Annotated in this window: 17 protein-coding genes; 10 read left to right on the top strand and 7 right to left on the bottom strand. The window is 72.1% G+C overall.

Features of this window, described 5'->3' with window-relative positions:
* Nucleotides 1–21 precede the first annotated feature (21 nt).
* Together ABZT03_RS11155 and ABZT03_RS11150 are read left to right on the top strand one after the other, a co-directional pair.
* Nucleotides 22–2280 carry an ATP-dependent RecD-like DNA helicase gene (locus tag ABZT03_RS11155; RefSeq protein ID WP_356036737.1) on the top strand — a complete coding sequence of 753 codons (2259 nt, stop codon included), beginning with the start codon at nt 22–24 and terminating at the stop codon, nt 2278–2280.
* A 221-nt stretch (nt 2281–2501) separates the two neighbouring features.
* Nucleotides 2502–3800, top strand: coding sequence for a citrate synthase (locus ABZT03_RS11150; RefSeq protein WP_356036734.1), 1299 nt, complete (start codon nt 2502–2504; stop codon nt 3798–3800).
* Between the two features lie 675 nt (nt 3801–4475).
* Here the strand turns inward: ABZT03_RS11150 and ABZT03_RS11145 are convergent.
* The 3 genes from ABZT03_RS11145 to ABZT03_RS11135 all read right to left on the bottom strand — a co-directional run bounded on the left by ABZT03_RS11145 (nt 4476) and on the right by ABZT03_RS11135 (nt 8027).
* On the bottom strand, nt 4476–6728 hold the full coding sequence (locus tag ABZT03_RS11145) for a heavy metal translocating P-type ATPase (protein WP_356036731.1): 2253 nt from the start codon (nt 6726–6728) through the stop codon (nt 4476–4478).
* Nucleotides 6729–6930: 202 nt separating this feature from the next.
* Complete coding sequence (locus ABZT03_RS11140; protein ID WP_356036974.1) at nt 6931–7170, bottom strand: heavy-metal-associated domain-containing protein; 240 nt, start codon at nt 7168–7170, stop codon at nt 6931–6933.
* 191 nt (nt 7171–7361) lie between these two features.
* Entirely contained in the window at nt 7362–8027 is a 666-nt protein-coding gene (locus ABZT03_RS11135; RefSeq protein WP_356036728.1) for a TetR family transcriptional regulator, read from the bottom strand.
* A gap of 184 nt (nt 8028–8211) precedes the next feature.
* Here ABZT03_RS11135 and ABZT03_RS11130 point away from each other — a divergent pair, with 184 nt between their 5' ends.
* On the top strand, nt 8212–10419 hold the full coding sequence (locus tag ABZT03_RS11130; RefSeq protein ID WP_356036724.1) for an MMPL family transporter: 2208 nt from the start codon (nt 8212–8214) through the stop codon (nt 10417–10419).
* Nucleotides 10420–10582: 163 nt separating this feature from the next.
* Entirely contained in the window at nt 10583–11626 is a 1044-nt protein-coding gene (locus tag ABZT03_RS11125; protein ID WP_356036721.1) for a zinc-dependent alcohol dehydrogenase family protein, read from the top strand.
* Here ABZT03_RS11125 and ABZT03_RS11120 read toward each other — a convergent pair.
* The 4 genes from ABZT03_RS11120 to ABZT03_RS11105 form a co-directional block, all read right to left on the bottom strand.
* Nucleotides 11607–12170 (bottom strand): GNAT family protein, encoded by a 564-nt coding sequence (locus ABZT03_RS11120; RefSeq protein ID WP_356036719.1) that lies wholly within the window; start codon nt 12168–12170, stop codon nt 11607–11609. The genes ABZT03_RS11125 and ABZT03_RS11120 overlap by 20 nt on opposite strands.
* A gap of 73 nt (nt 12171–12243) precedes the next feature.
* On the bottom strand, nt 12244–12444 hold the full coding sequence (locus tag ABZT03_RS11115) for a MerR family transcriptional regulator (RefSeq protein WP_356036716.1): 201 nt from the start codon (nt 12442–12444) through the stop codon (nt 12244–12246).
* Between the two features lie 489 nt (nt 12445–12933).
* Nucleotides 12934–13857 carry a helix-turn-helix domain-containing protein gene (locus ABZT03_RS11110; protein WP_356036713.1) on the bottom strand — a complete coding sequence of 308 codons (924 nt, stop codon included), beginning with the start codon at nt 13855–13857 and terminating at the stop codon, nt 12934–12936.
* Between the two features lie 132 nt (nt 13858–13989).
* Nucleotides 13990–14907, bottom strand: a complete 918-nt coding sequence (locus ABZT03_RS11105) for a sugar phosphate isomerase/epimerase (RefSeq protein ID WP_356036711.1) — start codon at nt 14905–14907, stop codon at nt 13990–13992.
* A 160-nt stretch (nt 14908–15067) separates the two neighbouring features.
* Between ABZT03_RS11105 and iolC the strand changes: the two genes are divergently transcribed.
* The 6 genes from iolC (at nt 15068) to ABZT03_RS11075 (ending at nt 22870) form a co-directional block, all read left to right on the top strand.
* Nucleotides 15068–16018 carry a 5-dehydro-2-deoxygluconokinase gene (gene iolC, locus ABZT03_RS11100; RefSeq protein WP_356036708.1) on the top strand — a complete coding sequence of 317 codons (951 nt, stop codon included), beginning with the start codon at nt 15068–15070 and terminating at the stop codon, nt 16016–16018.
* Nucleotides 16015–16905 (top strand): deoxyribose-phosphate aldolase, encoded by an 891-nt coding sequence (locus ABZT03_RS11095; RefSeq protein WP_356036705.1) that lies wholly within the window; start codon nt 16015–16017, stop codon nt 16903–16905. The genes iolC and ABZT03_RS11095 overlap by 4 nt, the downstream gene beginning before the upstream one ends.
* A 7-nt stretch (nt 16906–16912) precedes the next feature.
* Nucleotides 16913–17761: a 5-deoxy-glucuronate isomerase gene (gene iolB / locus ABZT03_RS11090; RefSeq protein ID WP_356036701.1), complete on the top strand. Its 849-nt coding sequence runs from the start codon at nt 16913–16915 to the stop codon at nt 17759–17761.
* Entirely contained in the window at nt 17758–19659 is a 1902-nt protein-coding gene (iolD, locus tag ABZT03_RS11085; protein ID WP_356036698.1) for a 3D-(3,5/4)-trihydroxycyclohexane-1,2-dione acylhydrolase (decyclizing), read from the top strand. Before iolB ends, iolD begins: the two co-directional genes overlap by 4 nt.
* Before the next feature lie 14 nt (nt 19660–19673).
* Nucleotides 19674–21176 carry a CoA-acylating methylmalonate-semialdehyde dehydrogenase gene (gene mmsA / locus ABZT03_RS11080; protein ID WP_356036695.1) on the top strand — a complete coding sequence of 501 codons (1503 nt, stop codon included), beginning with the start codon at nt 19674–19676 and terminating at the stop codon, nt 21174–21176.
* Between the two features lie 293 nt (nt 21177–21469).
* Nucleotides 21470–22870: an APC family permease gene (locus ABZT03_RS11075; protein WP_356036692.1), complete on the top strand. Its 1401-nt coding sequence runs from the start codon at nt 21470–21472 to the stop codon at nt 22868–22870.
* The last annotated feature ends 40 nt before the right edge of the window (nt 22871–22910 follow it).

Below are 22910 nucleotides of genomic sequence, written 5' to 3'. Positions count from 1 at the left end.
CCGCCGCTGTAGCGTCGGATCATGTCCAATCAGGCGGGGAGCGGGGCGGACGGCGGGGAACGACGGCTCGCCGTGCTCGAAGGCGTCCTGGAGCGCATCACGTACGCCAACGAGGAGAACGGCTACACGGTCGCCCGGGTCGACACAGGCCGGGGCGCCGGCGACCTCCTGACCGTGGTGGGCGCGCTGCTCGGCGCCCAGGTCGGCGAGTCCCTGCGGATGGAGGGCCGTTGGGGCTCCCACCCGCAGTACGGAAAGCAGTTCACCGTCGAGAACTACACGACGCTGCTGCCCGCCACCGTCCAGGGCATCCGCCGCTATCTCGGGTCCGGTCTGGTCAAGGGCATCGGACCCGTCTTCGCCGACCGCATCACCCAGCACTTCGGCCTGGACACCCTCACGATCATCGAGGAGGAGCCGAAGCGCCTGGTCGAGGTGCCCGGCCTCGGCCCCAAACGCACCCGGAAGATCGCCGACGCCTGGGAGGAGCAGAAGGCGATCAAGGAGGTCATGCTCTTCCTGCAGAGCGTCGAGGTGTCCACGTCCGTCGCGGTCCGCATCTACAAGAAGTACGGCGACGCCTCGATCTCCGTGGTCAGGAACCAGCCCTACCGGCTGGCCTCCGACGTCTGGGGCATCGGCTTCCTCACCGCCGACCGCATCGCCCAGTCGGTCGGCATCCCGCACGACAGCCCGGAGCGCGTGAAGGCGGGCCTGCAGTACGCCCTTTCGCAGTCCGCCGACCAGGGCCACTGCTATCTGCCCGAGGAGCGGCTGATCGCCGACGCGGTCAAGCTCCTCCAGGTCGACACCGGGCTGGTCATCGAGTGCCTCGCCGAACTCGCGGCTCCCGCGCAGGACGGCGAGGACCCCGGAGTCGTACGCGAGAAGGTCCCCGGTCCGGACGGCGGCGACCCGGTCACCGCCATCTGGCTCGTCCCCTTCCATCGCGCCGAACTCTCCCTCTCCGCCCAGCTGTTGCGCCTGCTGCGCACGGACGAGGACCGGATGCCCGGTTTCCGTGACGTGGCCTGGGACAAGGCGCTGGGCTGGCTGAGGGCGCGCACGGGCACGGACCTCGCTCCGGAGCAGGAGGCCGCCGTCCGGCTCGCGCTGACCAGGAAGGTCGCCGTCCTCACCGGCGGTCCAGGCTGCGGCAAGTCCTTCACGGTCCGCTCGATCGTGGAGCTGGCCCGGGCCAGGAAGGCCAGGGTGGTGCTGGCGGCCCCCACCGGCCGGGCGGCCAAGCGGCTGGCCGAGCTCACCGGCGCCGAGGCGTCCACCGTGCACCGGCTGCTGGAGCTGAAGCCCGGCGGGGACGCCGCCTACGACCGGGAACGCCCGCTGGACGCCGACCTGGTGGTCGTCGACGAGGCGTCCATGCTGGACCTGCTGCTGGCGAACAAGCTGGTCAAGGCGGTGCCCCCGGGCGCTCACCTGCTGTTCGTCGGGGATGTGGACCAACTGCCCAGCGTGGGCGCCGGCGAGGTGCTGCGCGACCTGCTCGCCGACGGCGGCCCCATCCCGGCCGTCCGCCTCACCCGCGTCTTCCGCCAGGCCCAGCAGTCGGGGGTGGTGACGAACGCCCACCGGATCAACTCGGGGCAGCACCCGCTCACCGACGGCATGAAGGACTTCTTCCTCTTCGTCGAGGACGAGACGGAGGAGGCCGGCCGGCTCACCGTGGACGTGGCCGCCCGCCGTATCCCGGCCCGCTTCGGCCTCGACCCGCGCCGGGACGTGCAGGTGCTCGCGCCGATGCACCGGGGACCGGCGGGCGCCGGCACCCTCAACGGCCTGCTCCAGCAGGCCATCACCCCGGGCCGCCCCGACCTGCCCGAGAAGCGGTTCGGCGGCCGGGTCTTCCGGGTCGGCGACAAGGTCACCCAGATCCGCAACAACTACGACAAGGGCGCCAACGGAGTCTTCAACGGCACGGTGGGCGTGGTCACCTCGCTCGACCCGGTCGACCAGCGGCTGACCGTGCGCACGGACGAGGACGAGGAAGTGCCGTACGACTTCGACGAACTGGACGAACTGGCGCACGCCTACGCGGTGACCATCCACCGTTCACAGGGAAGTGAATATCCCGCCGTCGTGATCCCGGTCACCACCGGCGCGTGGATGATGCTCCAGCGGAACCTGCTGTACACGGCGGTGACGCGGGCCAGGAAGCTGGTCGTCCTCGTCGGCTCCCGCAAGGCGATCGGCCAGGCGGTCCGCACGGTGTCCGCGGGGCGCCGCTGCACGGCCCTCGACTTCCGTCTCGCGGGCGGCTGACGGCACCTCCCGGGGCGAATGATCGATCAAATGAGTCACCTAGGTCACAGAGCTCTTCCACTAGCGGGCCGGAGGGGGGCAGGATGAGCAGGTTGGCGGCACTGAGTGCCGCCAATAGGCCCAATGGTCGACCCCGAGTGCACTCTCCTGCGCCAAATGGGGGATGGTAGAGACAGTCAGGGCAACCTCGAAGAAGAGGCACAACGTCGGTGAGGGATGACGTGAGCGAGCACACCAAGAATGCTGTAGTACTGCGGTACGGCGACGACGAGTACACCTACCCGGTGATCGACAGCACCGTCGGCGACGAGGGCTTCGACATCGGCAAGCTCCGCGCCCAGACCGGTCTGGTGACCCTGGACAGCGGGTACGGCAACACCGCCGCCTATAAATCCGCCATCACCTACCTCGACGGCGAGGCGGGCATCCTCCGGTACCGCGGCTACCCGATCGAGCAGCTGGCCGAGCGCTCCACCTTCGTGGAGGTCGCCTACCTGCTGATCAACGGCGAGCTGCCGACCGTCGACGAGCTCACCTCGTTCAAGAACGACATCACGCAGCACACCCTGCTGCACGAGGACGTCAAGAACTTCTACCGGGGCTTCCCCCGCGACGCCCACCCGATGGCGATGCTGTCGTCCGTGGTCTCCGCGCTGTCCACCTTCTACCAGGACAGCCACAACCCGTTCGACGAGAAGCAGCGCAACCTCTCCACGATCCGCCTGCTCGCCAAGCTTCCGACGATCGCGGCCTACGCCTACAAGAAGTCGATCGGCCACCCGTTCGTCTACCCGCGCAACGACCTGGGCTACGTCGAGAACTTCCTCCGGATGACCTTCTCCGTGCCGGCGCAGGAGTACGAGCTCGACCCGGTCGTGGTGTCCGCCCTGGACAAGCTGCTCATCCTGCACGCGGACCACGAGCAGAACTGCTCGACCTCCACCGTCCGCCTGGTCGGCTCCTCGCAGGCGAACATGTTCGCGTCGATCTCGGCCGGCATCAACGCCCTGTGGGGCCCGCTGCACGGCGGCGCCAACCAGTCCGTGCTGGAGATGCTCGAAGGCATCCGCGACGCCGGCGGCGACGTCGACTCCTTCATCCGCAAGGTGAAGAACAAGGAGGACGGCGTCCGTCTGATGGGCTTCGGCCACCGGGTCTACAAGAACTTCGACCCGCGCGCCAAGATCATCAAGGCCGCCGCGCACGACGTACTGTCCGCGCTCGGCAAGTCCGACGAGCTGCTGGACATCGCGCTCAAGCTGGAGGAGCACGCGCTCTCCGACGACTACTTCGTCTCGCGCAGCCTCTACCCGAACGTCGACTTCTACACCGGCCTGATCTACCGCGCCATGGGCTTCCCGACCGAGATGTTCACGGTCCTGTTCGCCCTCGGCCGGCTGCCGGGCTGGATCGCCCAGTGGCACGAGATGATCAAGGAGCCGGGCTCCCGCATCGGCCGCCCGCGCCAGATCTACACGGGCGTCGTCGAGCGGGACTTCGTCCCCGTCGAGGCGCGCTGAGCCCCGCAGCCCCAGGGCCCCGCACCCGGCGACCGGGCGCGGGGCCCCGTGCGTGCCGGGCCGGCGCGGGACCCGGCGGTGGGGCTCGCGTGCGGGCGGACGCGCCGGTGCGAGGGACGTACACGCTCGCGCCGCGCGGGGTGGTCATAGCGGAAGGCGCCCTGGCGACGGTCCCCCCACGGGCCGGCGTCCAGGGCGCCTTCCCATGTCCCGGTGCGGATTCCCCCCACGGGATCCGGCCGGGCGCCTGTGAGACAGCGCCTGAATCGCTGTTGAGCAAAACGAGCAGAACTCGCCGTACTACTGGTGTGTGCGGTCTGCCGGGACAGCGCACGCCGAGAGGGCCGCTCAAAGCTTCCCGGTGTACGTGCCCCGGCAACGCACCTCTGAGGAAGTCCCCCAAGACATCCCCAGATGCCAGTCCGCGCCCCCCAAGACGCTTCCTGACATCGTCAATTTAGACCTTCGCACCCCTTCGATGGTTACGTTCGCATCACTGTGATCTGCGTCTCTTGCAAATGTCCGTTAGGTGCGCAAGAGCACGGATACGGCGAACGGGACCCAAGCGTAAGGATGATGCGCGAGCCTTGTGAAGAGCTTATGTGAGGGTGGCGCCGGACTCCAGAGGGACCGGTGCCCCGTTCTTCGGCTAACCGCGGGTAACAGTCGCGAACTTCAACGGAACGTCCGCAGGCGGAGGCTGTTGGTCACCACGAACACCGACGAGAAGGCCATCGCCGCCCCCGCGATCATCGGGTTCAGCAGACCGGCGGCGGCCAGCGGCAGCGCCGCCACGTTGTAGCCGAAGGCCCACACCAGGTTGCCCCTGATGATGCCGAGCGTGCGGCGCGAGAGCCGGATCGCGTCCGCGGCCACCCGCAAATCGCCGCGCACCAGCGTCAGGTCGCCCGCCTCGATCGCCGCGTCGGTCCCGGTGCCCATGGCGAGCCCGAGATCGGCGGTGGCGAGCGCGGCCGCGTCGTTGACCCCGTCGCCCACCATGGCGACGGTGCGCCCCTCGGCCTGGAGCCGCCGTACGACGTCGACCTTGTCCTCGGGCAGCACCTCGGCGATCACCCGGTCGACCCCGACCTCACGGGCCACGGCCTCGGCCACCGCCTGGTTGTCCCCGGTCAGCAGGACCGGTGTCAGGCCCAGCGCGCGCAGGGCGGCCACCGCCTCCGCGCTGGTCTCCTTGACCGCGTCCGCGACGGCGACGACACCGCGTGCCGCGCCGTCCCAGCCGACCACGACGGCCGTACGCCCGTCCCGCTCGGCCTCGTCCTTCGCCCGGGCCAGCTCCGCCGGCAGCTCCCCGGACAGCTCGGCGAGCCGCCCCACGGCCACCTCGTGGCCCTCCACCAGCCCGCGCACGCCCCGGCCGGGCACGTTCTCGAACCGCTCCACCGGCGGCAGCGCCCCGACCCGCTCCTCGGCGCCCGCTGCCACCGCCCGCGCGACCGGGTGCTCGGAGGCGTGCTCGACGGCGCCCGCGAGCCGAAGCACCTGCTGCTCGTCGGTGCCCTCGGCGGCATACACCCCCTGGAGGGTCATCCGGCCGGTGGTGACCGTGCCCGTCTTGTCCAGGACGACGGTGTCGACGCGGCGCGTGGACTCCAGCACCTCGGGTCCCTTGATGAGGATGCCGAGCTGCGCCCCGCGCCCGGTGCCGACCAGCAGCGCGGTCGGCGTGGCCAGGCCCAGCGCGCACGGGCAGGCGATGATCAGCACCGCGACGGCCGCGGTGAAGGCGGCGACGGTGTCGCCCGTCACGCCGAGCCACCCGCCGAAGGTGGCGAGGGCGACCAGCACCACGACCGGCACGAAGACCCCGGAGACCCGGTCGGCCAGCCGCTGCACCTCGGCCTTGCCGCTCTGCGCGTCCTCCACGAGCTTCGCCATCCGGGCCAGCTGGGTGTCCGCGCCGACCCGGGTGGCCTCGACGACCAGCCGGCCACCGGCGTTCACGGTGGCGCCCGTGACCGGGTCGCCGACGGACACGTCCACCGGCACCGACTCGCCGGTCAGCAGGGCCGCGTCCACCGCGGAGGCGCCTTCCACGACGGTGCCGTCGGTGGCGATCTTCTCCCCGGGCCGTACGACGAAACGGTCACCGACCGTCAGCCGGGCCACCGGTATCCGTACCTCGCGCCCGTCCCGCAGGACGGCCACGTCCTTGGCGCCCAGTTCCAGCAGGGCCCGCAGCGCCGCCCCCGCCCGCCGCTTGGAGCGGGCCTCCAGATAGCGGCCGAGCAGGATGAAGGCGACGACTCCGGCGGCGACCTCCAGGTAGATCGTGGAGGCGCCGTCCATGCGGTCGACGGTGAGGGTGAAGCGGTCCTTCATGCCGGGCATGCCCGCGTCGCCGAAGAACAGCGCCCAGAGCGACCAGCCGAAGGCCGCGAGGGTGCCCAGCGACACCAGGGTGTCCATGGTGGCCGCGCCGTGCCGCAGGTTCGTCCACGCGGCCCGGTGGAACGGCCACCCGCCCCAGACCACCACGGGCGCGGCCAGCGTCAGCGCGAGCCACTGCCAGTTGTCGAACTGGAGCGCCGGGACCATCGACAGCAGGACGACGGGCACCGCGAGCAGGGCGGAGACGATGAGCCGCTCGCGCAGGGCCACCAGTTCGGGGTCCCGGGGCGCGTCCTCCGGCGCCTGTGCGTCCGGGGTCTCCACCTCGGGCGCGGGCTCCTCGGCGGTGTACCCGGTCTTCACCACGGTGGCGATCAGGTCGGCGACCTCGACGCCGGCCGGGAAGGCGACTCTGGCCTTCTCCGTCGCGTAGTTGACCGTGGCGCTGACGCCGTCCATCCGGTTGAGCTTCTTCTCTACGCGGGCCGCGCAGGAGGCACAGGTCATCCCGCCGATGAGCAGCTCGACCTCGGTCGTGGCGGCTGCCGTCGGCTGCGTGGTGGTGCTGGTCATGTCCCGACTCCTCACTGCTGCTCCGGACCGCCGCGACCGCTCGTCGCGTGCTCGGCCCTGCGTGCTGCGGCCTTGCCGGCTCCGGACCGTGGGTGCGCCGGGCCCCGTGCGTGCTCCGGACCTTGCCGCGCTCGCGGCCTTGCGTGCTCCCGTGCTCATCTGGCCGGGTCCGGGTCCGGTCCGGGTCCGACGTCCGCCGCCGTCAGGCTTCGGTGGCGAGCTCGAAGCCGGCCTCGTCCACGGCGGCGCGTACGGCCGCCTGGTCCAGCGGGGCCGCGGACACGACGGTGACCTCGCCGGTGGAGGCGACCGCCTTCACCGAGGTGACGCCGGGGATCTCGGAGATCTCGCTCGAAACGGAACCCTCGCAGTGCCCACAGCTCATGCCGGTCACCTGGTAGACGGTGGTGACGGAACCCGTGGTGTCGGTCTGAGCGGTCATCTCGTTCTCCTCGCAGAGGCGGGTGGGGGTGGTGTGCCCACCATGGCGTACCCGGCCCACAGTGGCGCTCACCTCACTCAGGTTATACCCCTAGGGGGTATTTCTCAAAGAGAGCTCCCGGCGGGCCGGGGTGCCGGGGTGAGCGGGGGAGGGTGGGGTGCCGGGGCGAGCGGGGGAGGGACGGGGTCCGGTCAGGCGGACGGGGTGGCGGCGGGAGACGCCGGAGCGGCGGCCGGCTCGCCGATCAGCGGCCCCAGGTAGCGGATCAGGACGTGCTTCAGCTCCTGGACGTACGCGTCGCGCTCGGCGCCCTCGTGGGCGAGGACCAGTTCCAGGCCGGCTTTGTACAGGCCCAGGCACATGTGCGCGGTGCGGGTGACGTCGGCCGGTGGGGTGCCAGGCAGGAGTGAGCGCAGCAGGTCCTCGATGCGGGCGAGCAGGGTCGCGTGCAGCGCGTCGTGCTCCTCGGAGAGCCGGCCCGGGATGTCGGGGCCGTGCACCAGCGCGAAGAACACGGGGTGCGCGCAGTTGAAGTCGATGAACCGGTCCACGGCGGCGCCCACCGCCTCCTCCAGCGGCGTCGCGGGGTCGACCGGGGCGAGCGCCTCGCCGTAGGTCTCCCGCATCTCGTGCATCAGGCGGTCGCCCAGCTCGATCGCGATCGCTTCCTTGTTGGGGAAGAACTGGTAGAGCGTGCCCGGCGAGACGCCCGCCTCGCGGGCGATGGCGTTGGTGCTGGCGGCGGTGTATCCGGTGAGGCAGAAGACGGACGCGGCGGCTTCGAGCAGCTGGGCGACGCGGCGTTCGCCGCGGGCCTGACGGCGGCGCGGCTGGTCCTTTTCCTGGTTGTCGGGCACGCGTTATCCCCAGCTCTCCGAACGCGATTGACAAACGCGAGCGGTCGCTCGCATTCTTGTGGAACGCGAGTGATCACTCGTGTTTGCCAGTCTATGGCAACGACTCACCATGCTGCCTGCGCCCGGACGGCCCGGACACCGCGGGGGGCACGGTTCACGGTGAAGAAAAAGGGGACACCGCACGATGACCGAAGCCGACAGGGAGCCCCGGCCCGGGGGCTGGACCCGATTCGTCACCGCCCGCCCCCGGTTGTCGCTGCTCGTGGCCCTGGTGCTCACCGCGCTCGCCGTGCTGGCCGGCAGCGGCGTCGCCGACCGCCTCGGCAGCGGCGGCTGGGAGGACCCGGCCGCCGAGTCGGCCTACGCGACCAAGGCGCTGGAGCGCGAGTTCCCGGGCTCGCAGCCCAACCTGCTGCTGCTCGTCGACTCGGGCGACTCCTCGGTGGACGCCCCGGCGGTCGCCGCCGAGGCCGGACGGCTCGCCACCCGCCTGGCCGGTGAGCCCGGCGTCACCGGGGTCGGCTCCTACTGGCAGTCGAAGTCCCCCGCCCTGCGGGCGACGGACGGTCACCAGGCACTGATCGCCGCCCGCATCACGGGTGACGAGAAGGCCATGGGCCGGACCCTCGACCGCATAGCGCCCACCTACCGCGGCGGACACGGCCCGGTGGAGGTGACGGTCGGCGGCCCGGTCGCCGTCCGGCACGAGATGCAGACGATCATCCAGGAGGACCTCACCCGGGCCGAGATGATCGCCCTGCCGGTGACGCTGCTGCTACTGGTGATGGTCTTCGGCAGCGCGGTCGCTGCCCTGCTGCCGCTCGGCATCGGCATCATCGCGATCCTCGGCACCAACGCGGTGCTGCGCGGCCTCACCGAGTTCACCGACGTCTCCGTCTTCGCGATGAACCTGACCACGGCCCTCGGACTCGGCCTCGCCATCGACTACGCCCTGTTCATCGTCCGCCGCTTCCGCGAGGAACTCGCCGCCGGCGCCCCGCCCTTGACGGCGGTGAACACCACCCTGCGCACCGCCGGCCGCACCGTGCTGTTCTCCTCGCTCACGGTCGCCGTGTCACTGGCCGCGATGCTCCTGTTCCCGCAGTACTTCCTGCGGTCCTTCGCCTACGCCGGCATCGCCGTCGTCCTGCTCGCGGCGGCCGCCGCACTCATCCTGCTCCCGGCGGCCCTGGTGCTGCTCGGCCATCGCGTCGACTCCCTCGACCTGCGCCGCCTGCTGCGGCGCGGCCGGCCGCCGCGGCCGGCGGGGGAGGAAGGCACCGCCTGGGGCCGCGCGGCCACCCTCGTGATGCGCCGAGCCCCGGTCTTCGCCCTCGGCACCACCGCGGTCCTGATCCTGCTCGGACTGCCCTTCCTGGGCGTGAAGTTCGGCACCGCCGACGACCGCCAGCTGCCCTCCTCCGCCGAGTCCCGCGTCGTGCAGCAGCACATCCGCGACGACTTCCCCGGCAGCCCCGGTGGCGGCCTGGAGGTCCTCGCCGAAGGGCGGGCGACCCCCGCGCAGTACACCGCCTACAAGGAGCGCATCGCCGCCCTGCCCGAGGTGCGGCGGGTGGACGGCCCGCTGGTCCGGGGCGACTCGGCGTACTTCACGGTGCTCCCCGAGGGGGAGGCCGTCGACGCCCCCGCCCAGCGACTGGTGGGCGACCTGCGGGCCACCCGCGCCCCCTTCGACACCAAGGTGACCGGCACGGCCGCGGTCCTCGTCGACTCCAAGCAGGCGATAGGCGAGCGTCTGCCGTGGGCGGCCGGCTTCATCGCGGTCGTCACCCTCATCCTGGTCTTCCTGCTCACCGGCAGCGTGCTGATCCCCGTCCAGGCGGTGCTGCTCAACGCGCTCAGCCTGACGGCGATGTTCGGCGCGGTGGTGTGGGTCTTCCAGGACGGCCACCTCTCCGGCTGGCTCGGCTTCACCAGCCCCGGCTCCATAGAGACGACCCTCCCGGTCCTGATGTTCTGCGTGGCCTTCGGCCTCTCCATGGACTACGGCGTCTTCCTGCTCTCCCGCATCAAGGAGGAGTACGACCGGACGGGCGACCACGACGAAGCGGTCCGGCACGGCCTCCAGCGCACCGGCGGGCTCATCACGGCCGCCGCGGTCATCCTGGCCGTGGTGATGGTCGCCATCGGCACCTCCCGCGTGACCAACACCAAGATGCTCGGCCTCGGCATCGCGCTGGCCGTCCTGATGGACGCGATGATCGTCCGCAGCCTCCTGGTCCCCGCGGTCATGCGCCTCACCGGCCGGGCGACCTGGTGGGCGCCCGCCCCGCTGCGCCGCTTCCACCGCCGGTTCGGTCTCAGCGAGGGCGAGGACACGCCGGCCGTCCGGACCGAGAAGGAGCGGCCCAAGGTCACGGCGGGCGGCTGACCCGTGCCACACCGGGCCCGGTTCCCGGCAGGCGATGATGTCCGGGTGTCCGGGTGTCCGGGTGTCCGGGTGTCCGGGTGTCCGGGTGACCGGGTGTGGTCGCCGCCCCCGCACAGGGTTCGGTGCACCCGGGGACGGATCGGGTCCACGGAGGAGGAGTGACATGCGGGCGGTGGTGTTCGAGCGGTTCGGGGAGCCGGCCGAGGTGCGGGAGGTGCCGGACCCGCGGCCCGCGGAGCACGGGGTGGTGGTCCGCGTCGAGGCCACCGGCCTGTGCCGCAGCGACTGGCACGCCTGGCAGGGGCACGACCCGGATGTCACGCTGCCGCACGTACCGGGGCACGAACTCGCCGGCGTGGTCGAGGCGGTGGGCGCCCGGGTGACCGGCGCGCGCCCCGGCGACCGGGTCACCGTGCCCTTCGTCTGCGCCTGCGGCACCTGCCCGGCCTGCGCGGTGGGCGACCAGCAGGTCTGCGAGCGGCAGACCCAGCCCGGCTTCACCCACTGGGGTTCGTTCGCGCAGTTCGTGGCGCTGGACCACTCCGACGTGAACCTCGTCGCCGTGCCGGAGGAGCTGTCCTTCGCGACGGCGGCCTCGCTCGGCTGCCGGTTCGCCACCGCGTTCCGTGCGGTCGTGCGGCAGGGCCGGGTGGCCGCGGGGGAGTGGGTCGCCGTGCACGGGTGCGGAGGCGTTGGCCTGTCCGCGGTGATGATCGCGGCGGCCGCCGGCGCTCGGGTCGTCGCCGTCGACGTGTCACCGGCGGCCCTGGACCTCGCCCGCCGTTTCGGGGCGGCGAAGTGCGTGGACGCCACCCGCACCCCGGACGCGGCGGCGGCGGTCCTCGACCTCACCGGCGGCGGAGCGCACCTCTCCCTGGACGCCCTCGGCTCGCCCGCCACCTGCGCCGCCTCCGTCAACGGCCTGCGCCGCCGCGGCCGGCACGTCCAGGTCGGCCTGCTGCCCTCGCCGGCCGGCACCACCCCGGTCCCGATGGGCAGGGTGATCGCCCTGGAGCTCGAACTCCTCGGCAGCCACGGCATGGCCGCGCACGCCTACCCCGGGATGCTGGAACTGGTGCGTTCGGGGGTGCTGCGCCCCGACCTGCTGGTCACCTCCACGATCACGCTGGACGCGGCCCCGGCCGCGCTGGCGGCGATGGGCTCGGCACCCGGTGCGGGGGTGACGGTCATCGCGCCGTGGAGCTGACCCCCGGCCACTCGTGGTCGAGGATCGCCATCACGACCTCGTCGGCCCACCGGCCGTCACGCAGCTGCGTCTCGCGCCGGACACCCTCCACGACGAACCCCACCTTCTCGTAGACCCGCAGCGCGCGGTGGTTGTCGCGGTAGACCTCCAACTGGATGCGGTGCAGGCCGAGTTCCTCGAAGCCGTACCCGACGATGAGCCGCGTCGCCTCGGTGCCCAGCCCCCGGCCCCGGCCGCGCGGCCCGATCAGCGTGCGGAACGTGCAGCTGCGCGCGTCCGGGTCCCACTCGTGCAGGACCACCTCGCCGACGAGTTCGCCGGTGGCGCGGTCGGTGACCGCCAGGTCGAGCCGGTCGGTCCGGGTGGCGCGCGAGCCGTACCAGGACCGCAGGTGCTCGAGGGTCAGCTTGGTGGACGGCTCGAAGGTGAAACGGACGACCTCCGGATCGTCGAGGATCCTCCGGATGTCGTCGGCGTCGCGCTCGGTGAAGGGCCGCAGCACGGTCCGCTCGCCGGTCAGTATGGGTTTGACGGAGAGGTCCATGGGGAGGACTGTGCCCCACGCACGCGGTGGGGCACAGGTTGTTTTTCCGGGGGCGGCCGCCGGCGGGCCGGAGTCAGCCCTCGCGGCGGCCGCGGTTACCGGGCCGGGACGCCACCCACGCCCGCACGGTGTCCGCGTACCAGTAGGGCTTGCCGCCCTCCACGTGGTCGGGTGCCGGAAGCAGCCCGTGCTTGCGGTAGGACCGTACGGTGTCCGGCTGCACCCGGATGTGCGCCGCGATCTCCTTGTACGACCAGAGCCTTCGGTCGGTCATGGGTTGCACCTCCCTGCGCGTGCCGCGGCGGCGGCCCAGGGCGGCCGGCGGGGGAGCCGGGCACTGCGCTGGCGATCACAAAGCCTGTCCTCCGAGAACGACGCCGAGTGAGGGCAGGGCAGGGTCGGTGCACGGGGTGTGACGGAAGACCCGCGTATACGAGACATGTGTGACAGGAAGGGGGCGTTTGTGACAGGAGTGACGCAAAGGCGTACGCCGGTCTGCTGGCGCGGCGCGTTGACTCCGGGCCCGGGAAGTGTGTGCAGCGGGCGGTGCCGTCCCGTCGCGTGGGCCGCGTCCGGCGGACCGCGGTGGTGGCGGGGTGGGCCGGACGCGCTGCGCCGGGCCCGGCCCACCGGCCTTCCCCGGCCTCCCCCGTGTCCCCGCTTCCACCGGCCGGACGCCCAGCCTGCAGGGCGTCGACCCCGCCGGTCTTGGAGAAAAGCGCGCTTCAGCCGGAGACGAGGACTTCAGCCGGAGGCGAGGACGTCAGCCGGGGGCGAGGACGAGGCTCGTCGCCTCTCCCGGCAGCCGGTCCTCCTCGGGCGTCCGGTCGGGAAGCCCGCGGGCCACCGTGAACTCACGGGGCGTGCACCCCGTCATCGTCCTGAACTCGCCGCTCAGGTGCGCCTGGTCGTAGAAGCCGCAGGCCGCCGCCGTCTCCGCCTGCCCGCGCCCGTCGGCAAGCAGCCGCCGGGCGCGTTGCAGCCGCAGCACGCGGGCGGCGGCCTTCGGACCCAGCCCGATCTGCTCCCGGAAACGGTTCTCCAGGTGCCGTACGCTCCAGCCGACCTCGTCGGCGAGCCGTCGTACGGGCATCGCGCCGCCCGTGCGCACCAGTTCCGACCAGGCCCGCACCACCCGCGCCGAACACGGGGTGCCGGCCTCGGACCAGCGCGCGAACACGTCGTCGAGCAGCGCGAACCGGTCCGTCCAGGCCGGCAACGCGGCCAGCGCGGCGGAGAGTTCACCGACACTGCGCGGCCCGCCGCCGGCCGGCCGGGTGCTGAGGGCGTGCGGCAGTTCGTCGGGGTCGACGGCGCGGTCGGCGAGTTCGTACTGCGGGGTGCCGAAGAGGGTGAACGCGGCCCACGGCATGAGCAGGACCTCGATGCCCGACAGCTGTCCGCCGTGCTCGCCGACGGCGGCCGTCGTGGTGGGCCCCGAGTACACGGACACGAGCGTGACCGGCGGCCGGCCCGCGCGGGAGACGCGCACCGGCTGTTCGAAGCCGATCAGCAGGGTGGCCGCGCCGATGGGCGCCTCCAGCCTGCGCCGCGGCCGGTCCATCCGCAGCCGTATCCCGCGGTAGCTGATCACACCGGGCCGCAGTCGCGGATGGGGCGACGCGACGGCGGTCTCCCACCGGCCGCCCGGCCCCTGTCCGGACCGTGTCCGCACCGTACGCGCCATCCGTCCGCGCCCCTCCCGCCGCCGGGCACCCATGGTGCTACGGCGGCGGGAGGGGCGGAAGGCGCGGGCACGTGCCGGTGCGGGCGGCGGCGCGGGACTCCGGGGAAGAGCTCGGCCCGCGCCCCGGGGCGGTCACGCCCCGCAGGAGCGGAGGAACGCCCGGGTCCGCTGCGCGATGGGCAGCGGCTTGTCCGGCTCGCACGGGTACATGTCCTGCTCGACGATCGCGAACAGGTCGACGTCCAGCCTCTGCGCCGCCTCCAGCACCGGCCCCAGCGCGGGCACGCCGGACGGCGGTTCGCACATCACCCCGCGCGCGACGGCCGGCCCGAACGGCACCTCGTTGGCCCGTACGTCCGCCAGGATCTCCGGGTCGACCTGCTTCAGGTGCAGGTACCCGATGCGCTCGCCGTAGGTCTCGATGAGCTTGACGCTGTCGCCGCCGCAGTAGGCGTAGTGGCCGGTGTCCAGGCACAGCGACACCAGGGAGGAGTCGGTCCCGTCGAGGAAGCGGGCGACGTTCTCCTCGCTGTCGATGTGCGTGTCGGCGTGCGGGTGGACGACGATCTCCAGCCCGTACCGCTCCCGCACCTCGTGTCCGAGCCGCTCGGTCTGCGAGGTCAGGTTCCGCCACTGCCCGGGCGTGAGCGTGTCGGGCTCCAGCACCTCGCCCGTCTTGTCGTCCCGCCAGAAGGACGGGATGACGACCAGGTGGGAGGCGCCCATGGCCTGCGTGAGGGCGGCGATGTCCGCGACGTGCGCCCAGGTCTTGTCCCAGACCGCCGGGCCGTGGTGCAGCCCGGTGAAGACCGTGCCGGCCGACACCTTCAGGCCACGTTTCGCGGTCTCCTCGGCGAGTACGGCCGGATCGCTCGGCAGGTACCCGTAGGGGCCGAGTTCGATCCATTCGTAGCCGGAGGCGGCGACCTCGTCGAGGAAGCGCTGCCAGGGCACCTGCTGCGGGTCGTCCGGGAACCAGACGCCCCAGGAGTCGGGGGCCGATCCGATCCGGATGCGGGACAGTGAGGACTGAGGCGGCAACGACGTCATGGCCGCCAGCGTGCGGATCGCGGCCGGGAGTGTCAAGGGCTCGTCCGAATGTCTGGACAAAACATTGACAGGGCGCGGCGGACGGGGCTAGAAACCCTGGAGAGCCGTGTGCGCCGAAGGGCCGCGCCGGAGCGAAGCGAATCAGCGCGAAGGGAACTCGATGGCGTACGACCTGATCACCATGGGGCGGATCGGAGTGGACCTCTATCCGTTGCAGACGGGCGTCCCGCTGCCGCAGGTGACGTCCTTCGGGAAGTTCCTCGGCGGGTCGGCGACGAACGTCGCGGTCGCCGCGGCCCGGCTGGGACGGCGCACCGCGGTGATCACGCGCACCGGCGACGACCCCTTCGGGACCTACCTCCACGAGGCGCTGCGGGACTTCGGCGTCGACGACCGCTGGGTCACCCCGGTCGCCGGTCTGCCCACCCCGGTCACCTTCTGCGAGGTCTTCCCGCCGGACGACTTCCCGCTGTACTTCTACCGGCGGCCCAAGGCCCCCGACCTGGAGATCGACGCGCACGACCTCGACCTCGACGGCATCCGCGAGGCCCGGATCTTCTGGGTCACCGGCACCGGCCTGAGCGAGGAGCCCAGCCGTACGGCGACCCTCGCCGCCCTCGCCCACCGGGACAGGGCGGGCACGACGGTCTTCGACCTCGACTGGCGCCCCATGTTCTGGTCCGCCCCCGACGAGGCCCGCCCCTTCTACGCCGAGGCCCTGAAACACACCACCGTCGCCGTCGGCAACCTCGACGAGGTGGAGATCGCCACCGGAGTGCGCGAGCCGCACGCCGCCGCCCGGGCACTGCTGGAGGCGGGAGTCGAACTCGCCGTCGTCAAGCAGGGACCGAAGGGCGTCCTCGCCGTCAACAGCAAGGGCGAGTCCGCCGAGGTCCCGCCGCTGCCGGTGGACGTCCTCAACGGCCTCGGGGCCGGCGACGCCTTCGGCGGCTCCCTCTGCCACGGCCTGCTGGAGGGCTGGGACCTGGAGAAGATCATGCGGCACGCCAACGCGGCCGGCGCCATCGTCGCCTCCCGCCTGGAGTGCTCGTCCGCGATGCCGACCCCCGACGAGGTCGAGGCGGCGCTCACGGCAGGGGCCGTACGGTGACCGTCGACGTGTCCGCCCTGGTCCGTACCCGCACCCGGCACCCCGAGGCGATCGCCGAGGCGGCCGCCCGCCGGGCCCGCCGGCCTCTTCTCGGCGACTCCGGCCGACTGATGATCGTCGCCGCCGACCACCCGGCCCGGGGCGCCCTCGGTGTCGGCGACCGCCGGTTCGCCATGGCCAACCGCGCCGACCTGCTCGAACGCCTCTGCCTCGCGCTGTCGCGCCCCGGCGTCGACGGGGTCCTCGCCACCGCCGACATACTCGACGACCTGCTGCTGCTGGGCGCCCTCGAACACAAGGTCGTCATGGGCTCGATGAACCGCGGCGGCCTCCAGGGCGCGTCCTTCGAACTCGACGACCGCTTCACCGGCCACCGCCCCGAGGACATCCAGCGCCTCGGGTTCGACGCCGGCAAACTGCTGCTGCGCGTCGACTACGACGACCCGGGCTCTCTCACCACCCTGGAGTCCACCGCCCGCGCCGTCGACGACATGGCCGCCCGCCGGCTGCCCGTCTTCGTCGAGCCGTTCATCAGCGGCCGCGACGCCGAGGGCAGGCTCCGCAACGACCTGAGCGCCGAGGCCGTCACCAAGTCGATCGCCATCGCCTCCGGTCTGGGCGGCACCTCCGCCTACACCTGGCTGAAGGTCCCGGTCACCGACAACCCCGACGACATGGCCGAGGTCATGGAGACGTCGACACTGCCCGCCGTGCTGCTCGGCGGCGAGGTCGGCGGTTCCCCCGAGGACCAGGCGGGCGCGTACGAGAAGTGGCGCGGTGCGCTGCAACTCCCCACCGTGCAGGGTCTGGTGGTGGGCCGCTCGCTGCTGTACCCGGCCGACGGCGACGTGGCCGCGGCCGTGGACACCGCCGTAGGACTGCTGTGAGGGCCGCATGACGAACACAGAGCCGCAGCCGGCGACCGGCGGTGGGCTGTACGTGCCGAAGGGCGCCGCCGCCACCGCCGAGTACGCCCTCGACATCGACCCGAAGCGGGCCGGCTGGACCCACAGCAGCCTGCGGATCGTCGAGCTCGCGCCCGGTGACACGCACACCTTCACCACCGGCGGCAGCGAGTGGATCGTGCTCCCGCTGAACGGCGGATGCACCGTGCGCACCGATGCCGACGAGTTCCACCTCCTGGGCAGGGAGAGCGTGTTCGCGTCGGTCACCGACTTCGCGTACGTGCCCCGAGACGCCCGGGTCCAGATCGCCTCCGGCGCGGGAGGCCGCTTCGCCCTGGCAGGAGCGAAGTGCGAGCGACGACTCCCCGCTCGCTACGGCCCCGCGCCGGAGGTTCCGACCGAGGTGCGCGGCAGCGGGACCTGCACCCGCCACGTCCGCAACTTCGCCTCCGCCGACGCCTTCGACTGCGACAAGCTCATCGCCGTCGAGGTGATCACCCCCGGCGGCAACTGGTCCTCGTACCCACCGCACAAGCACGACGAGCACCGGCCGGGCAAGGAGGCGGAGCTGGAGGAGATCTACTACTTCGAGATCGACGGCCCGCACGGCTTCGGCTACCAGCGCGTGTTCCCCTCCCGTGCGGGCGGGGCGGACGTCCTCGCGGAGGTCCGCTCCGGCGACGCCGTCCTCGTCCCCGACGGCTGGCACGGGCCGTCCGTCGCCCAGCCCGGCCACGCCATGTACTACCTCAACGTCATGGCCGGCCCGGGCGAGACCCGGGAGTGGCGGATCTGCTTCCACCCGGACCACGTCGACAGCACAGGGGGGTACCGATGACTCCGCCCACCCCGGCCGCCGCGACGACCCGGCTCACCGTCGCGCAGGCGCTCGTGCGCTTCCTGTCCGCCCAGTACACCGAGCGCGACGGCGTGCGGCAGCGGCTGATCGGCGCGACCTGGGGCATCTTCGGCCACGGGAACGTCGCCGGCCTCGGCCAGGCGCTCGTCGAGTACGCCGACGACATGCCGTTCCACCAGGGCCGCAACGAACAGTCCATGGTGCACGCTGCGGTCGGCTACGCCCGCCAGTCGGGCCGCCTGTCCACCCACGCGGTGACGACGTCCATCGGCCCCGGCGCGACCAACCTGGTCACGGGCGCCGCCCTGGCCACCGTCAACCACCTGCCGGTGCTGCTGCTGCCCGGCGACACCTTCGCGACCCGGGTCGCCGACCCGGTGCTCCAGCAGCTGGAGGTCCCGCACGCGGGTGACGTGTCGGTCAACGACTGTCTGCGCCCGGTGTCCCGGTACTTCGACCGGATCATGCGGCCCGAGGCCCTGATCCCGGCCGCGCTCCACGCGATGCGGGTGCTCACCGACCCGGTGGAGACCGGCGCGGTCACCCTCGCGCTGCCCCAGGACGTCCAGGCCGAGGCGTACGACTGGCCGCGGGAGTTCTTCGCCCCGCGCACCTGGGCGGTACGCCGTCCGGGCGCCGACCCGGCCGAACTCGCCGAAGCCGTAGGGGTGATACGCGCCGCCCGCCGGCCTCTCGTCGTCGCGGGCGGCGGCGTCCACCACAGCCGCGCCGAGGAGGCCCTCGCCGAGTTCGCCGCAGCCACCGGCATACCCGTCGCCTCCACCCAGGCCGGCAAGGGCTCACTGCGCCACGACCACCCGCAGGACGTCGGCGGCATCGGGCACACCGGCACGGTCACCGCCGACGAACTCGCCCGCACCGCCGACCTGGTGATCGGTGTGGGCACCCGCTACACCGACTTCACCACCGCCTCCGGCACCCTGTTCACGGGCGACGGCGTCCGCTTCCTCAACCTCAACATCGCGCCCTACGACGGCCACAAGCTCGCCGGGCTGCCGCTGGTCGCGGACGCCCGCAGCGGCCTCCAGGAACTCACCGAGGCACTCGGCATGCACGGGCACCGGCTGCCCGAGGCGTACGTCGCCGAGTACACCGAGGACAAGGAGCGCTGGGAGCAGCGCGTCGACGCCTGCTACGAGGCCGAGGAGCCCGACGTACGCCCGACGCAGCCGCAGGTCCTGGGCGCGCTGGACGCGATCGTCGACGAGACGGACGTGATCATCAACGCGGCCGGCTCCCTCCCGGGAGACCTCCACAAGATGTGGCGGGCCCGCTCCCGCGACCAGTACCACCTGGAGTACGGCTACTCCTGCATGGGCTACGAGATCCCGGCCGCGATCGGCGTGAAACTCGCCGCTCCCGATCGTCCCGTGTGGGCGCTGGTCGGTGACGGCACCTACCTGATGATGCCGACGGAGATCGTGACCGCCGTCCAGGAGGGCATCGCGATCAAGGTCCTGCTGGTGCAGAACCACGGATACGCCTCCATCGGCGGACTGTCGGAGTCGGTGGGCGGCGAGCGGTTCGGCACCGCCTACCGCTACCGGGCGCAGGACGGCACGTACACGGGGGCGCCGCTGCCCGTGGACCTCGCCGCCAACGCCGCCAGCCTGGGCATGCGCGTGCTGCGCGCGAAGACCGTACGGGACCTGCGGGCGGCACTCGCCGAAGCCCGCGCCGCCGACACGCCCACATGTGTCTACGTCGAGACGGAAACGGCAGACACAGTGTCGGGGGCGCCCCCCGCGCAGGCCTGGTGGGATGTACCTGTGGCCGAGACCGCGACCCGATCGTCCGCGGTCAAGGCGCGTGAGCTGTACGAACGGCACGTCTCCACCCGACGCCGCCATCTGTGAAGGAGCACTCGGTCATGACGAAGATCGTCAACCACTGGATCGGCGGCAAGCCCGCCGAAGGCGCGTCGGGTACGTACGGGCCGGTCACCGACCCGGCGACCGGCGCCGTCACCACGAAGGTCCCGTTCGCCACCGTCGACGAGGTCGACGCCGCGGTCGCCGCCGCCAAGGACGCCTACGCGAGCTGGGGCCAGTCCTCGCTGGCCAGGCGCACGGAGATCCTCTTCCGCTTCCGCGCGCTGCTGGACGCCAACCGCGACGCCATCGCGGAGCTGATCACCGCCGAGCACGGCAAGGTGCACTCCGACGCCCTCGGCGAGGTCGCCCGCGGCCTGGAGATCGTCGACCTGGCGTGCGGGATCACCGTGCAGCTGAAGGGCGAGCTGTCCACGCAGGTCGCGAGCCGCGTGGACGTGTCCTCGATCCGCCAGCCGCTCGGTGTCGTCGCCGGCATCACGCCGTTCAACTTCCCGGCGATGGTCCCGATGTGGATGTTCCCCATCGCCATCGCGTGCGGCAACACCTTCGTGCTGAAGCCGTCGGAGAAGGACCCGTCGGCCTCCCTGAAGCTCGCCGAGCTGTTCGCCGAGGCCGGTCTGCCGGACGGCGTCTTCAACGTCGTCCACGGCGACAAGGTGGCGGTGGACCGTCTCCTGGAGCACCCCGACGTCAAGGCGGTGTCCTTCGTCGGCTCGACCCCGATCGCCCGGTACATCCACACCACCGCCTCCGCGAACCACAAGCGGGTCCAGGCGCTCGGCGGCGCCAAGAACCACATGCTGGTGCTGCCGGACGCGGACCTCGACGCGGCGGCCGACGCGGCCGTCTCGGCGGCCTACGGCTCCGCGGGCGAGCGCTGCATGGCGATCTCGGCCGTGGTCGCGGTCGGCGCGATCGGCGACGAGCTGGTGGACAAGATCCGCGAGCGCGCCGAGAAGATCAAGATCGGTCCCGGCAACGACCCGGCCTCCGAGATGGGCCCGCTCATCACGAAGGTGCACCGCGACAAGGTGGCGTCCTACGTCGAGGGCGCGTCGGCCGAGGGCGCGGAGGTCGTCCTGGACGGCACCGGGCTCACCGTCGAGGGCTTCGAGGACGGCCACTGGATCGGCATCTCGCTGCTCGACAAGGTGCCCACCACCGCGAAGGCGTACCAGGACGAGATCTTCGGCCCGGTGCTGTGCGTCCTGCGCGTCGACACCTACGAGGACGGCGTCGCCCTCATCAACGCCTCCCCGTTCGGCAACGGCACCGCGATCTTCACCCGGGACGGCGGCGCGGCCCGCCGCTTCCAGCTGGAGATCGAGGCCGGCATGGTCGGCGTGAACGTGCCGATCCCGGTCCCCGTCGGCTACCACAGCTTCGGCGGCTGGAAGGACTCGCTCTTCGGCGACCACCACATCTACGGCAACGACGGCACGCACTTCTACACCCGCGGCAAGGTCGTCACCACCCGCTGGCCCGACCCGTCCGACGCCCCCGCGGGCGTCGACCTCGGGTTCCCGCGCAACCACTGAGGCCGTGCGCGGTGCCCCGCCCCTCCCACGGGGGCGGGGCACCGTCATGTCCGGCCCCGGCCCGGTCCGGATGCCGGACGGCCCCACATTTTTTCGACGCCCCGCCTGCGGTTCCCGTACGGCCCAAGCGGGCGGTAGGGCTTGGGTCGAACTGTCGAATAAGTGATTGACGAGGGCTTCAAGCTGCGGATTCCGTAGATCGAAGCCTATTGACGTGTCGGTTTTCGTCGGGGTTCCATGCAGCACCGTCCCAGCCGCCGGAGCCATCCGCACGAGTCGATCGGAACCGCCGCATGACCGACACGCTCCGCCCTGCCGACACCGCCGTCGCCAAGGCGACGGACACCGGCGCCACCACGCTCAAGCGTTCCATCGGTGTCGTCGGCGGCACCCTGCTCACGCTCTCGTGCGTGACGCCCGCGTCCACGCTCTTCGTGGTCGTCCCCGACCTGTTCGGCACCCTCGGCACCGCCACCGCCCTCACGATCGCCATCGGCTCCCTGCTCTGTATCGCCGTGGCGTTCTGCTACGCCGAGCTGGGCACCCTCATCCCCAGCGCGGGCGGCGAGTACGCCATGGTCTCCACGATGGCCGGACGCCTCGCCGGCTGGCTCGTGTTCGTCCTCTCCCTCCTGGTCGTGATGATCGTCCCGCCGGTGATCGCGATGGGCACCGCCGACTACCTGGCCCCGATCGTCCACCTCGACCCCTCGCTCGCGGGCGCCGCGGTCATGCTGCTCGCCACCCTCGCCGGCCTGCTCGACCTGCGCGCCAACGCCTGGATCACCGGCATCTTCCTGGTCCTGGAGGTCATCGCGGCGGCCGTCGTGGCGGTACTCGGCTTCGCGCACAGCGAGCGCGGCGCGGGCAGCCTGGTCTCGATGCGGGTCGCGGGCGCCCACGGCCACCCGGACACCGTCACCGCCATGCTGGTCGTCTCCGGCCTCGCGATCGCCCTCTTCGTCACCCAGGGCTTCTCCACCGCCGTCTACCTCTCCGAGGAGCTGGAGAACCCGCGCCGCAACGTCGCCCGCACGGTCCTCGCCACCCTCGCCATCTCCACCGTGATCATCCTGGTGCCGGTCGCCGCCATCACCCTGGGCGCCTCCGACCTCGGCCAGCTCAGCGGCGGTGACATCAGCGGCATGGTCACCGCCTGGTCCAACTCCGCCGTCGGCACCTTCGTCAGCCTCTGCGTGGCCCTCGCGATCATCAACGCGGGCATCGTCATGGTCATCCAGAACTCCCGCGTCCTGTTCGCCTCCGCCCGCGACAAGGCCTGGCCCGAGCCGGTCAACCAGGCCTTCGCCAAGCTCGGCCGCTTCGGCTCCCCGTGGGTGGCCACCCTCGCGGTCGGCATCCCCGGCGCACTGCTGTGCTTCGTCAACCTCGACACCCTCTACGGCGTCACCGGCGTGTCCGTGACCGCGATGTACCTGCTGGTCGCGGTCGCCGCCCTGCTCGCCCGCCGCGGCGCGCACCGGCACACCCCCGCCTGGCGCATGCCGCTGTGGCCCGCGATGCCGGTCCTGCTGATCGCGGTCCTCGCCTACATCCTGAGCCGGCAGGAGACGAGCTATCTCCTGTGGACCGGCGGCATCACCGCCGCCGCCTCCCTCTACTGGGCCCTGTACCTGCGCCCCCGCCGCGCCACCCGCTGGCTGGTGTCGATCCCCGAGGACGCGCGGGCCTGACCGCGCGGACGGGTCCGCGCCGGCCCCGTGTACGCCGGCC

The organism is Streptomyces sp. NPDC005574 (genome assembly GCF_040605435.1).
GTDB lineage: Bacteria > Actinomycetota > Actinomycetes > Streptomycetales > Streptomycetaceae > Streptomyces.
Note: the sequence above shows the minus strand (reverse complement) of the source record. Positions and strands in the feature narration are given on the sequence as shown.